Origin of the sequence: Paracoccus seriniphilus (assembly GCF_028553745.1) — a bacterium.
GTDB lineage: Bacteria > Pseudomonadota > Alphaproteobacteria > Rhodobacterales > Rhodobacteraceae > Paracoccus > Paracoccus seriniphilus.
Window position 1 is genome coordinate 925,007 of record NZ_CP067129.1, and the last position, 12,482, is coordinate 937,488.

The 12,482-nt window shown below is 62.0% G+C and carries 14 protein-coding genes; 8 read left to right on the plus strand and 6 right to left on the minus strand.

Annotated features, from left to right (window positions below; all coding sequences use genetic code 11):
• Positions 1-6: 6 nt before the first annotated feature.
• From modC to modA, 3 genes are read right to left on the minus strand one after another with little or no spacing between them, the layout of a single operon-like run.
• A complete protein-coding gene (gene modC / locus JHW44_RS04535) occupies positions 7-1,110 on the minus strand; it encodes a molybdenum ABC transporter ATP-binding protein (RefSeq protein WP_089343308.1) in 1,104 nt (367 codons plus the stop codon).
• Entirely contained in the window at positions 1,107-1,808 is a 702-nt protein-coding gene (gene modB / locus JHW44_RS04540) for a molybdate ABC transporter permease subunit (protein WP_089343212.1), read from the minus strand. Before modB ends, modC begins: the two co-directional genes overlap by 4 nt.
• Positions 1,805-2,566, minus strand: a complete 762-nt coding sequence (modA, locus tag JHW44_RS04545) for a molybdate ABC transporter substrate-binding protein (RefSeq protein WP_089343211.1) — start codon at positions 2,564-2,566, stop codon at positions 1,805-1,807. Before modA ends, modB begins: the two co-directional genes overlap by 4 nt.
• A gap of 292 nt (positions 2,567-2,858) precedes the next feature.
• Here modA and rpsA point away from each other — a divergent pair, with 292 nt between their 5' ends.
• The 6 genes from rpsA to trpB all read left to right on the plus strand — a co-directional run bounded on the left by rpsA (position 2,859) and on the right by trpB (position 7,903).
• Positions 2,859-4,538, plus strand: a complete 1,680-nt coding sequence (gene rpsA, locus JHW44_RS04550) for a 30S ribosomal protein S1 (protein WP_089343210.1) — start codon at positions 2,859-2,861, stop codon at positions 4,536-4,538.
• 225 nt (positions 4,539-4,763) lie between these two features.
• Entirely contained in the window at positions 4,764-5,048 is a 285-nt protein-coding gene (ihfB, locus tag JHW44_RS04555) for an integration host factor subunit beta (RefSeq protein WP_089343209.1), read from the plus strand.
• 70 nt (positions 5,049-5,118) lie between these two features.
• A complete protein-coding gene (locus JHW44_RS04560; RefSeq protein WP_089343208.1) occupies positions 5,119-5,523 on the plus strand; it encodes a LapA family protein in 405 nt (134 codons plus the stop codon).
• A 5-nt stretch (positions 5,524-5,528) separates the two neighbouring features.
• Complete coding sequence (locus JHW44_RS04565; RefSeq protein ID WP_089343207.1) at positions 5,529-6,164, plus strand: phosphoribosylanthranilate isomerase; 636 nt, start codon at positions 5,529-5,531, stop codon at positions 6,162-6,164.
• A gap of 3 nt (positions 6,165-6,167) precedes the next feature.
• On the plus strand, positions 6,168-6,659 hold the full coding sequence (locus tag JHW44_RS04570; RefSeq protein ID WP_272850300.1) for a GNAT family N-acetyltransferase: 492 nt from the start codon (positions 6,168-6,170) through the stop codon (positions 6,657-6,659).
• Between the two features lie 17 nt (positions 6,660-6,676).
• The gene (gene trpB / locus JHW44_RS04575; RefSeq protein ID WP_089343206.1) at positions 6,677-7,903 is read left to right on the plus strand and encodes a tryptophan synthase subunit beta; all 1,227 of its coding nucleotides are present in this window, start codon (positions 6,677-6,679) and stop codon (positions 7,901-7,903) included.
• Positions 7,904-7,959: 56 nt separating this feature from the next.
• Here the strand turns inward: trpB and JHW44_RS04580 are convergent, their stop codons facing one another.
• From JHW44_RS04580 to pth, 3 genes are read right to left on the minus strand one after another with little or no spacing between them, the layout of a single operon-like run.
• Complete coding sequence (locus JHW44_RS04580; RefSeq protein WP_089343205.1) at positions 7,960-8,337, minus strand: DUF2237 family protein; 378 nt, start codon at positions 8,335-8,337, stop codon at positions 7,960-7,962.
• A gap of 27 nt (positions 8,338-8,364) precedes the next feature.
• Positions 8,365-9,417 carry a DUF2332 domain-containing protein gene (locus JHW44_RS04585; RefSeq protein ID WP_089343204.1) on the minus strand — a complete coding sequence of 351 codons (1,053 nt, stop codon included), beginning with the start codon at positions 9,415-9,417 and terminating at the stop codon, positions 8,365-8,367.
• Complete coding sequence (pth, locus tag JHW44_RS04590; RefSeq protein ID WP_089343203.1) at positions 9,414-10,127, minus strand: aminoacyl-tRNA hydrolase; 714 nt, start codon at positions 10,125-10,127, stop codon at positions 9,414-9,416. The genes JHW44_RS04585 and pth overlap by 4 nt, the downstream gene beginning before the upstream one ends.
• A 167-nt stretch (positions 10,128-10,294) precedes the next feature.
• Between pth and JHW44_RS04595 the strand changes: the two genes are divergently transcribed.
• Positions 10,295-10,927, plus strand: a complete 633-nt coding sequence (locus JHW44_RS04595) for an ATP-dependent Clp protease proteolytic subunit (RefSeq protein ID WP_089343202.1) — start codon at positions 10,295-10,297, stop codon at positions 10,925-10,927.
• A gap of 160 nt (positions 10,928-11,087) precedes the next feature.
• Positions 11,088-12,353 carry an ATP-dependent Clp protease ATP-binding subunit ClpX gene (clpX, locus tag JHW44_RS04600; RefSeq protein ID WP_089343201.1) on the plus strand — a complete coding sequence of 422 codons (1,266 nt, stop codon included), beginning with the start codon at positions 11,088-11,090 and terminating at the stop codon, positions 12,351-12,353.
• Positions 12,354-12,482: the final 129 nt, after the last annotated feature.

A 12,482-nucleotide genomic window follows, 5' to 3' on the forward strand; every position in this document is an offset into this window, starting at 1 on the left:
TGGCGATCAGGCGGGCTGAACCGCTGAAGGGGTCGTGCCAATGCTGCCCGGCGCGACCGAGACAGCCTTGAGCACCGCGTGAACCTGTTTCCGCGGATGCAGATCCAGCACCCGTGCAGAGCGCGCGGTGATCCGCGCCAGCAGGGCCTCGCCTCCCGCATCCATGCGCAGCTGAATGCCGCCTTCGGTCCGGGTCAGATCGGTGATGGTCGCCGGCAGGACATTCAGCGCCGAGAGATTGACGGGGCGCTCCAATGCGATCATCACATCCTGCGCCATGATCCGCAGCCGCAGTTCGGTCCCGATGGGCCGGTCGATATGTGGCAGCCAGATCGGCCCCGCCCTGCTGTCCAGCCGCGTCAAGCCGTCCTTATCCTGCGCACCAAGACGTGCGGTCAGCAGAGCTCCGGCCTCACGCGCGCCCATCAGCGGCGTGGTGGCCGGATCGGACAGGATCGCCGCTGCCGGACCCGATGCAATGACGCGCCCGGCATCAACCAGCACGATGGTGGTGGCCAGCCGGGCGATTTCCGCAGCGGAATGGCTGACATAAAGGATCGGCACCGCCAGATCGTCGCGCAACCGCTCCAGATAGGGCAGGATCTCGGATTTGCGGGCCTCATCCAGCGCGGCGAGGGGTTCATCCAGCAGCAGCATCTGCGGATCTGACAGAATGGCCCGACCCAACGCAACGCGCTGAAGCTCTCCGCCCGAAAGGGCGGCGGGTTTGCGGTTCAGCAGATGCCCGATACCCAGCATCTCGGTGACCTGAGGCAGCGAGGCAATGGTCTTGCGACGACTGAACCAGCGTCCATAGAGCAGGTTCTGGCGCACATTCAGATGCGGAAACAGCCGCGCCTCCTGAAAGACATAGCCGATGCCGCGCCGGTGCGGGGGCAGGAAGCGGCCTGTGGAGCTGTCGGACAACACGCTGTCATCCAGGGCGATGCGCCCGCTGTCCGGGCGCAGCAATCCTGCCACGGCCTTCACGATGGTTGTCTTGCCGGCGCCGGACTTGCCGAACAGGGCGGTCACACCCGCAGGCGCGTCAAAGGCTGCATCGATCCGCGATTGCCCGATCTGGTGTTGAAAGCGAACAGACAGCATCAGCCCCCCGAGATCCGGCTGGCCAGCATGCGGGCCAGCCATTCCGACAGAAAGACCGCCGACAGCGCAATGGCAATCGCGATCAGCACCAGCCGCCCCGCCGCGCCCTCGCCACCGGGCACCTGGAGAAAGCTGTAGATCGCCGAGGGCAGGGTCTGCGTCTGGCCGGGAATGTTGGAAACAAAGGTAATGGTTGCACCGAATTCGCCCATGGCCTTGGCGAAAGCCAGCACCAGCCCGGCCAGAATACCCGGCAGGATCAGCGGCAGGGTCACGGTCAGAAAGACCCAGATCCGGCTGGCCCCAAGTGTCGCGGCAGCCTGTTCCAGTCGCGGATCCACGGCCTCGATGGTCAGGCGGATGGCACGCACCATCAGCGGAAAGGCCATGATCGCCGCGGCCAGTGCGGCGCCGGTCCAGCGAAAGGCAAAGACGATGCCGAACTGATCCAGAAAGGCCCCGATGGTGCCACGCCGCCCGAAGGTCAACAGCAGCAGATATCCCGTCACGACTGGCGGCAGGACCAGCGGCAGATGCACCAGCCCGTTCAGGATGGCATGTCCGGGAAATCGCCAGCGCGCCAGCGCATAGGCCGTCAGCAGCGCAAAGGGCAGGCTGGCGATGGCGGCAACACTGGCCACGCGCAGCGAAAGGGCCACGGCCTGCCATTCCTGTACTGTCAGCCAGTCGGCAGCGCTCATTTCAGCACGTCAAAGCCGAATTGCTCAAATCGTGCCGTGGCAGCCTCGCCCGACAATGCATCATAGAAGGCACGCGCCTCGTCATCGGTGGAAATCAGCGCGGCCGGATAGGTGATGGCGGGATGGGTTTCGGCGTCAAATGTGGCAAGGATGCTGACGCGGGGATCGGCTTCGGCATCCGTGGCATAGGTGATCCCCAGCGGTGCCTCGCCCGTCGATACCAGTGCCAGCGCCGCGCGGACGTTATCGGCCTGCGCGACCGATGCCGCAACCGAATCCCACAGGCCCAGATATTCCAGCGCAGCCTTGCCGTATTGGCCGGCAGGCACGGAATCGACCAGAGCCATGGCCAGCTTGCCGCCATCCAGCATGGCCGCCAGATCGGTCCCGGAGTACAAGTCGACAGGGGTTGCCCGGGGGTCATTTCCGATCAGCACAAGGCTGTTGCCCAGCAAATCGCGCCTTTCCTGCAGCAAGCCTTCCCGGTCAACCTGATCCATCCAGGCCTCATTGGCCGAAATGAACAGATCGGCAGGTGCCCCGGCAATCACCTGTTTTGCCAGTTGCCCCGAGCCTGCATAGGACAGAACGACCTTCGTGCCGGTTTCCCTTGTAAAATCAGCAGCTACCGCGTCCATGGCATTCTTCAGAGAGGCGGCCGCAAAGATCACGACATCGGCCTGCGCCACGCCGGGAGCGGGCAGGGCCGCTGTCAACAGCAGCATGGCGACAAGGCGGGCAGAGCGGGGCAGCATCATGTGATTACTTTCGAAACCGTTATGTCCGAATGAACATAACACCCGGCGCGGGGCAGGGCGCAAGCCCCAATCGGGCCGTCGCGGCCCGGCGCACCATGAATTTTGCGTTGAGTTTTGCGCCATCAAACCCTATACGGACCGCAGTCACATGGGCGACATGGTCAGAACAGGCCGCATGCAGAACGGGTCGGGCAATTTGCCGCGACCCTTTGTCGTTGCCGATGGGCACCAAAGCAGACCGGCGGAGCCAACCGTCAGGCCAGAAAACAGACGTAAAGGAAACTGATTATTTATGTGCGCTAAAGCGACCATGGAGGAGTTCGAAGCCCTTCTGAACGAAAGCTTCGAAATCGACACGCCCAATGAGGGCAGCGTTGTAAAAGGCAAGGTCATCGCCATCGAGGCAGGCCAGGCCATCATCGACGTCGGCTACAAGATGGAAGGCCGCGTCGATCTGAAAGAATTCGCAAATCCCGGTGAAGACGCCCAACTGGCCGTCGGCGACGAAGTCGAGGTCTATCTGGACCGCGTCGAGAACGCCCGTGGCGAAGCGTCGATCAGCCGTGAAAAGGCCCGCCGCGAAGAAGCCTGGGATCGTCTGGAAAAAGCCTATGCAGATGAAGAGCGCGTCGAAGGCGCCATCTTCGGTCGCGTCAAGGGTGGCTTTACCGTCGATCTGGGTGGCGCTGTTGCCTTCCTGCCCGGCAGCCAGGTCGATGTGCGCCCCGTGCGCGACGCCGGCCCGCTGATGGGTCTGAAGCAGCCGTTCCAGATTCTGAAAATGGACCGTCGCCGCGGCAATATCGTCGTGTCGCGCCGCGCCATTCTGGAAGAAAGCCGCGCCGAACAGCGCGCCGAAGTCATCGCCAACCTGACCGAGGGTCAGACCGTCGATGGTGTGGTCAAGAACATCACCGAATATGGTGCGTTCGTTGACCTGGGCGGCGTTGACGGCCTGCTGCATGTCACCGACATGGCATGGCGCCGTGTGAACCATCCCTCGGAAATCCTGTCGATCGGCGAAACCGTCAAGGTTCAGGTCATCAAGATCAACAAGGACAGCCACCGCATCAGCCTGGGCATGAAACAGCTGCAGGCCGATCCGTGGGATACCGTCACCGACAAGTTCCCGATCGGTTCGGTTCACAATGGTCGCGTGACCAACATCACCGATTACGGCGCATTCGTCGAACTGGAAGCTGGCGTCGAAGGCCTGGTCCATGTTTCGGAAATGAGCTGGACCAAGAAGAACGTCCATCCGGGCAAGATCGTGTCGACCTCGCAAGAAGTCGATGTCATGGTTCTGGAAATCGACGAAGCCAAACGCCGCGTGTCGCTGGGTCTGAAACAGACCATGCGCAACCCGTGGGAAGTCTTTGCCGAAACCCATCCGTCCGGCACCGTCATCGAAGGCGAAGTCAAGAACATCACCGAATTCGGTCTGTTCATTGGTCTCGAAGGCGATATCGACGGCATGGTTCACCTGTCGGACATCAGCTGGGATGCCCGTGGCGAAGACGCCATCCAGGACTTCCGCAAGGGTGACGTCGTCAAGGCTGTCGTCCAGGACGTCGATGTCGAGAAAGAGCGTATCTCGCTGTCGATCAAGTCGCTGGAAAACGAGCATATGGCCGAAGCCGTTGACGGCGTGAAGCGTGGCTCGATCGTGACCGTCGAAGTCACCGCCATCGAAGATGGTGGCGTCGAGGTGGAATACAACGGCGTCAAGTCGTTCATCCGCCGCTCGGATCTGGCCCGTGACCGTCAGGATCAGCGCCCCGAGCGCTTCCAGGTTGGTGACAAGGTTGATGTGCGCGTGACCAATATCGACACCAAGACCCGCCGTCTGGGCCTGTCGATCAAGGCACGTGAAATCGCCGAGGAAAAAGAAGCCATCGACCAGTATGGCAGCTCGGATTCGGGTGCGTCGCTGGGGGATATCCTTGGTGCGGCTCTGAAGCGCGACAACTGATCGCGACCGCGATTCATGCCTTTGGCCCGTCCCCGAAACTCCGGGGGCGGGCCTTTTTCTGTGCCAGTTTCGCGACTTGCGATGTTCAAGCGACTTGCGCCGCGCGCCCAAAGCTGGCATCGCTAAGGAACCATAGCTTTGTTTCCTGCGTTGCCCGGCGGACGGGGTGCGAAAAAAGCCTTCCCGCCGTTCTCAGCGCGCTGTCGCGTATTTTGGGGGGATAGAATGATCCGTTCCGAGCTCATTCAGAAGATAGCCGACGAAAATCCGCATCTGTTCCGGCGGGATGTCGAACGGATCGTCAATACTGTCTTCGAAGAGATCATTGATGCCATGGCCCGGGGCGACCGGGTCGAACTGCGCGGCTTTGGCGCCTTTTCCGTCAAGAAACGCGATGCCCGGATCGGTCGCAATCCGCGCACGGGTGACTCCGTCGAGGTCGAGGAAAAGCATGTTCCTTTCTTCAAGACCGGAAAATTGCTGCGTGATCGGTTGAACGGCGAGGCCTGAGCGGCGTAAACATGCCCGGTTGCTGCCCGACCGACCCTGGTGAACGGGCCCGAAAGTTCAAGGATTACCCATGCGCTTCATTCGACTCTTGTTTCTGGTGCTTCTGGCCATCATCCTGGTTGCCGTGGCGCTTGCCAACCGTGGCCTGGTAACCCTGTCCGCCTTTCCGGCGAATCTGGGACAATATCTGGGCGGGCAATGGTCGATCAATCTGCCGCTCTTCCTGGTGATTTTCGTGGCCTTTGCATTGGGGATGCTGGCGGGGCTCGTCTGGGAATATCTGCGCGAAGCTCACATCCGCCGCGAAGCCCGTCGCCGCAGCGCCCAGATCGCGCGCCTCGAAGGCGAGGTCGGCCATCTGCGTGACCGCCACGCCGCTCCGCGCGATGACGTTCTGGCGATTCTGGATCAGCCCAAACCGGCCAAGGGCGAAAGCAAGCCCGCGACGGGTGCCAATCTCCCCGCGCCGCGCTGAGGTCGATCGTGGCACAGGTCAAGATCTGCGGGCTCAGCCAGCCCGAACATGTCGCTGCGGCGGTCGATGCCGGCGCGCGCTACGTCGGCTTTGTCTTCTTCCCGAAATCGCCGCGGGCGGTCTCTGCCGAACGGGCGCGCAGTCTTGGACAGGCCGTGCCCCCGGGCGTCGCGCAAGTCGGTCTTTTCGTGAACCCCGATGATGCGCAGCTGCAAGACACGCTTGAAATCGTCCCGCTGGATCTGATTCAGCTGCATGGTTCGGAAAGCCCCGAGCGGGTCGCGGAAATCAAGGCAAGAACCGGATTGCCGGTCATGAAGGCGGTCGGCATTTCCGACGCTGCTGACCTGCCTGCGCTGACCGATTACGGGCTGGTGGCCGATATGCTGCTGGTCGATGCCAAGGCGCCCCGGGATGCGGTCTTGCCCGGTGGCAACGGGCTTGCCTTTGACTGGCGCCTGCTGGTGGGCCGGACGTGGCTGCGCCCCTGGCTGCTGGCGGGGGGGCTGACTCCGGATAATGTGGCCGAAGCCATCCGCCTGACGGGTGCTCGCGGCGTCGATGTCAGTTCGGGCGTTGAATCCGCGCCGGGCGTCAAGGACGGCACGCTGATCCGGAACTTCATCAAGGCGGCAGGCTGAGCCGTGCGACATGCTGCGGACAGGCCGGTGTTTCGCCACGCAACGCATCGCGATGTCTCGACTGTCGTCGCCTTGCTTTCCGACGACATGCTGGGCAAGGCCCGCGAAAACGCGCAACCCTCCCGTTATCTCGCCGCATTCGAGCAAATGCAGCAAGAGGGAAACAACCACCTGATCGTGGGCGAGGTCGCGCAGCGAATCATCGCCTGCTATCAGATCATCTTCATTTCGGGGCTCTCGCTGTCGGGCGCGCGTCGCGCCGAACTTGAAGGGGTGCGCGTCGCGGCCGATCTGCGCGGACAGGGTCTGGGACAGGCCTTGCTCGCCGATGCCGAGGCCCGTGCCAGCGCGGCGGGTTGCAGCCTGCTGCAATTCACGACAAACAAGGCGCGCAAGGATGCCCATCGCTTCTACGAGCGACTGGGCTTCACGCCCAGCCATATCGGCTATAAGAAATTCATCCGGGCTTCTTCTTCGCCCAAATACCCCTCTTAACCGCGAAAGCAGATACCATGGCCGATGATCTGGTGAACAGCTTCAAGAACGGGCCCGACGATCAGGGCCGCTTTGGCATTTATGGCGGGCGATTCGTCAGCGAAACCCTGATGCCGCTGATTCTCGATCTCGAAGCCGAATATGAACGCGCCAAGACCGATGATGCCTTCTGGGCCGAAATGGACGACCTGTGGAAACACTATGTCGGCCGTCCCAGCCCGATGTATTTCGCAGAACGCCTGACCGATCACCTGGGCGGGGCAAAGATCTATCTCAAGCGTGACGAGCTGAACCACACTGGCGCACATAAGATCAACAATGTACTGGGCCAGATCCTGCTGGCGCGGCGCATGGGCAAGACCCGCATCATCGCCGAAACGGGCGCGGGGCAGCATGGCGTGGCCACGGCCACCGTCTGCGCGCGCTTCGGGCTGAAATGCGTGGTCTATATGGGAGCTCATGATGTCGAACGGCAGGCTCCCAATGTCTTCCGCATGCGCCTGCTGGGCGCCGAAGTCGTGCCGGTGACCTCGGGGCGGGGCACGCTGAAGGATGCCATGAATGACGCCCTGCGCGACTGGGTGACCAATGTGCGCGACACATTCTACTGCATCGGAACGGTTGCCGGGCCCCATCCCTATCCGGCCATGGTGCGTGATTTCCAGTCGATCATCGGCAAGGAAGCCAGGGAACAGATCCTTGAACGCGAAGGGCGTCTGCCCGACACGCTGATCGCGGCCATCGGCGGTGGGTCCAACGCCATGGGTCTGTTCTTCCCCTTTCTTGATGACGAATCCGTCCGCATCATCGGCGTCGAGGCCGGTGGCAAGGGCGTGAATGACAAGATGGAGCATTGCGCCAGCCTGTCGGGCGGTCGTGCCGGCGTCCTGCATGGCAATCGGACCTATCTTCTGCAGGACGAAGAGGGGCAGATTCTCGAGGGCCATTCGATCAGTGCCGGTCTCGACTATCCGGGGATCGGGCCGGAGCATGCCTGGCTGAATGATATCGGACGTGCGGAATATGTCAGCATCACCGATAGCGAGGCCCTGGAAGCCTTCCAGCTTTGCTGCGCGACCGAGGGCATCATTCCGGCGCTGGAACCCAGCCACGCCCTGGCCCATGTCATGAAGATCGCGCCCGAATTGCCGGCCGATCATCTGATCGTGATGAATATGTGCGGTCGCGGCGACAAGGATATCTTCACCGTCGCCAAGCATCTGGGCTTTGACATCCAGACCTGAGCCATTTCTTTGGCATCGTTGCCGTGGCGAAAGTCATGGCAACGGTCCGCCACAGGTCAGGGCAATGGCGATTGCGCCGCATGGGCCTGAAGCAGTTCGAGCGGCACGACGGAGAGCGCGCCGATATGTGTTGCCTCCAGCACGACCTGGGGCGCGGCATATTCCTGTGCGGCCTGCAGGAAGCGCGCGGCGCACAAACACCAGCGATCGCCGGGTTTCAGGCCCGGAAAGTTGAACTCGGGGCGGGGCTGGGTCAGGTCATTGCCCAGATAGGCCGACATGGCCAGGAACTCGGCCGTGGTGATCACGCAGACCGTATGGCTGCCCCGGTCCTGCGGTCCGGTATCGCAGCAACCATTCCGATAGAACCCTGTCAGCGGATCCATCGAACAGGGTTCAAGCGGGCCTCCAAGCACGTTCAGGGATGGTTCCATGTTTTTGCCTCATGCCTTTGCTCAAGGCTAACCCTGCCGGGCGGTCAGGCCAAGCCCCTGGCTCGGGGTCGGGCACCATTTGATCCATCTGCCGTGAAAATCCGCGCGTCCCAGGGCCCATTCCCGCTGGCGTCCGTCCCACAGGCGCAGGGTCAGCGCCGCGCCATCGCCAATCCCGTCGCGCTCCATCGAAACATGGGCCAGCACCCTGTCCGGTCCGGTGCTTTCCGCGGCATGGGTCAGGGCCGCTTCGCATCGCGCCAATGTGTCACGCGGGAAATATTGTGCCGCCACAGTGTGATAGACCAGTGTCACATGGCCCTGTTCCAGATGCGCAAGCTGATTTTCCAGCCATGGCCCGGCATCTCCGGCAGTGACCCTGGGGCGATGTTCCCGGGCCATGTCCAGTGCCGCTTTCAGCCGTGCCAGACGCTGATCCTGATCTGCCCAGCAAAAGGCCATGAGGCGCAACCGGTCCTGCAGGGGATCGACGGGACGCAGATCGACCCCTTCGGCCGTCACGACCTGAAAGGGCGTGCGGGGAATCTCACCCTGCCATTCGGGGGCAAGCTGCAGCGCCGCGTCGGGGTCGTCACCCAACAGGCTGTAGCGGGCGAAATTCAGGTTCAGCCCCGCCGAGGCACCCAGTTCCAGTGCGCGAATCGGCAGATTGATCTGCCCGGCCAGAAAGCGCGCCGCCGCAATGATCGCCGCCGAGCGTGCGACCTCATTGGTCTGGGGCGGGCTGTTCAGCCAGTTCAGGATGAAATCGCCATGCCGGTCCAGGGCATCCAGCACAAGCTGCCGGTCCATCCGCCGCTGCTGATACATCCGGCCAAGCGCGTCATCTGCCCCGGTCAGCACCAGCGCATGCAGCGCGCCTGTCAGGCGCAAAGGCACCGAATCGGCCCCAGACGAGGGATCGCCCTGCCAGCCCAGGACCGCCTTGCTGACAGGGTTTTCGCAGTTTCCCAGCGCATCGGCCAGATAATCACAGAGTTCCGCCGTAAAGGGAGATCCAAGTGTCCGGCAGGAATTGGCTTGATCGCGAAAGGCCGCAATGACGCGCCGGGCGCTCATTTGAAACGATCCGTCAGGGCGCGCAGCCGGTCCGTGAAGGATGCTGGTTCAGCGGGGGCGGCCGGTGTTGGCTGGCTTGCCTTGGCGGGCTTCTTCGGCTCGGGGGGCAGGCGCTTGCCGGCGGAACCGCCACCACTGCGTGGCGGGGCGACACGGGCAGCCACGGCGTTCTGAAAGCGTCCGGTATCACCCTCGGCCAGATGTGCGGCACCGTCCGAAATGCCGCGCAGCAGATCGTCCAGCCAGTCCTGATCGGCCTTGGCGAAATCTGCCAGCACATAGGATGCCACCCTGTCCTTGTGCCCCGGATGCCCGATCCCCAGACGCACGCGCCCGTAATCTGCACCGATATGTTGGTGAATCGAGCGCAGGCCGTTATGTCCGGCATGGCCACCGCCCATCTTGTACCGGCATTTTCCCGGTGCGAGGTCCAGCTCGTCATGTAGCACGATCACATCGGCGGGATCCAGCTTCAGATAGCGCATCGCCTCGCCCACGGATTGTCCCGAAAGGTTCATGAAGGTTTGCGGTTTCAGCAGCGCGACACGCGCATTTCCCAGCCTGCCTTCGATCAAATGGCCCTGAAACCGTGATTTCCACGGACCAAGTCCGGCATCCGAGGCGATGCGGTCCAGCGCCATGAAGCCGATATTGTGCCGGTTCCCGGCGTATTTCGACCCCGGATTTCCCAGCCCCACAATCAGTTTCATCGCCGTCTCCTGCGTTACGTCATCGGATCGGGATCAGCCGAATTTCGTTCCATCCCTTGCGGCGGACCTTGCCGGTTACTAAGACTCTGTCAAGGTTTCGCGGCTAAGACAGGGTTTCAAGCCCGGACGAATCGCGGGGACAGGGAAAACACAGGCAAGGACAGAAGATGAGCGATCCGGCAGAATTCTACATGAACACCCTCGTTCCCATGGTGGTCGAACAGACCTCTCGGGGTGAACGGGCCTATGACATCTTCTCGCGCCTGCTCAAGGAGCGGATCATTTTCGTGTCGGGACCCGTCCATGACGGCATGTCCACGCTGATCTGCGCGCAGTTGCTGTTTCTCGAGGCTGAAAATCCCAACAAGGATATCAGCATGTATATCAACAGCCCGGGCGGTGTCGTGACCTCGGGGCTGTCGATCTATGACACCATGCAATACATCCGGCCGCGCGTTTCGACGCTGGTGGTCGGGCAGGCGGCCTCGATGGGGTCGCTGCTGCTGGCAGCGGGTGAGCCGGGGCTGCGCTACTCGCTGCCCAACAGCCGCGTCATGGTGCACCAGCCCTCGGGCGGCTATCAGGGGCAGGCGACCGATATCCTGATCCATGCGCGGGAAACCGAGAAGCTGAAGCGGCGCCTGAACGAAATCTACGTGGCCCATACCGGGAAATCTCTGGAAGAGGTCGAAGAGGCGCTGGAGCGGGATCGCTTCATGTCGCCGGTCGAGGCAAAGGAATGGGGCCTGATCGACGAGGTTGTCGAACCTCGTGGCAAGGCCGAGCCCGAAAAGAAATAGGCCGGTTGGGGATTGTGACCCGCGCGGGTCATCCTTAACATGGTATGAAACGTTCAGCACAGGCCGTCTGGCCGTGCTGACATGATCAAGAGGCGGCGCGGGACGATCCCCGTGGCGCCCGCCATTCCCGAAAGAATGGTGGCAAGTAAGGAAGTGGACGATGGCGAACCAGTCCGGCGGTGACAGCAAGAACACGCTCTACTGCAGCTTCTGCGGCAAGAGCCAGCATGAAGTCCGCAAGTTGATTGCGGGACCGACCGTGTTCATTTGCGACGAATGCGTCGAACTGTGCATGGACATTATCCGCGAGGAAACCAAATCGACCGGACTGAAGTCGGGCGAGGGGGTTCCGACGCCCAAAGAGATCTGCGGCGTTCTGGATGATTACGTGATCGGGCAGGAACACGCCAAGCGTGTCTTGTCGGTGGCCGTGCACAATCACTACAAACGGCTGAACCATGGGTCCAAATCGGACATCGAACTGGCCAAGTCCAACATCCTGCTGATCGGCCCGACCGGTTGCGGCAAGACCTTGTTGGCCCAGACCCTTGCGCGGATTCTGGACGTGCCCTTCACGATGGCCGATGCGACGACGCTGACCGAGGCCGGCTATGTCGGGGAAGATGTCGAGAACATCATTCTGAAGCTGCTGCAGGCCAGCGAATACAACGTTGAACGCGCCCAACGCGGCATTGTCTATATCGATGAAGTCGACAAGATCACCCGCAAGTCGGACAATCCTTCGATCACCCGCGACGTGTCGGGCGAAGGGGTGCAGCAGGCGCTGCTGAAGATCATGGAGGGCACCGTGGCCAGCGTGCCTCCGCAGGGCGGTCGCAAACATCCCCAGCAGGAATTCCTGCAGGTGGACACGACCAACATCCTGTTCATCTGTGGCGGTGCCTTTGCCGGGCTGGAGCGGATCATCTCGCAGCGCAACAAGGGCACGGCCATGGGCTTTGGCGCAACGGTCAAGGAACAGGACGATCGTGGCGTGGGCGAATTGTTCAAGGAACTCGAGCCCGAGGATCTGCTGAAGTTCGGTCTGATCCCGGAATTCGTAGGCCGTCTGCCGGTGATCGCGACCCTGACCGATCTGGACGAAGAAGCGCTGATCATCATCCTGACCAAGCCCAAGAATGCCCTGGTCAAGCAGTATCAGCGCCTGTTCGATCTGGAGAACGTTCAGCTGACCTTTACCGACGACGCGCTGAGCGCCATCGCCAAACGGGCGATCGAGCGCAAGACAGGCGCGCGCGGGCTGCGCTCGATCATGGAAGACATCCTTCTGGACACCATGTTCGATCTGCCCGGCATGGAAAGCGTCGAGGAAGTGGTCGTCAACGAGGACGCGGTGGTGAATGCGCAGGTCAAGCCCCTGCTGATCCACGCCGATCAGAAAAAGGAAAGCGCATCGGCGGGCTGATGCCTGTCCCATGTGGAACGAAGCGGGGGCTTTTTGCCCCCGTTTTCATGTCCGGGCCCCGAATGCGCCCCGGATATGTCCAGACCCGGCCTGCAAAGGCTGGACCTTCGCGGCGCTTTGCGCCATATC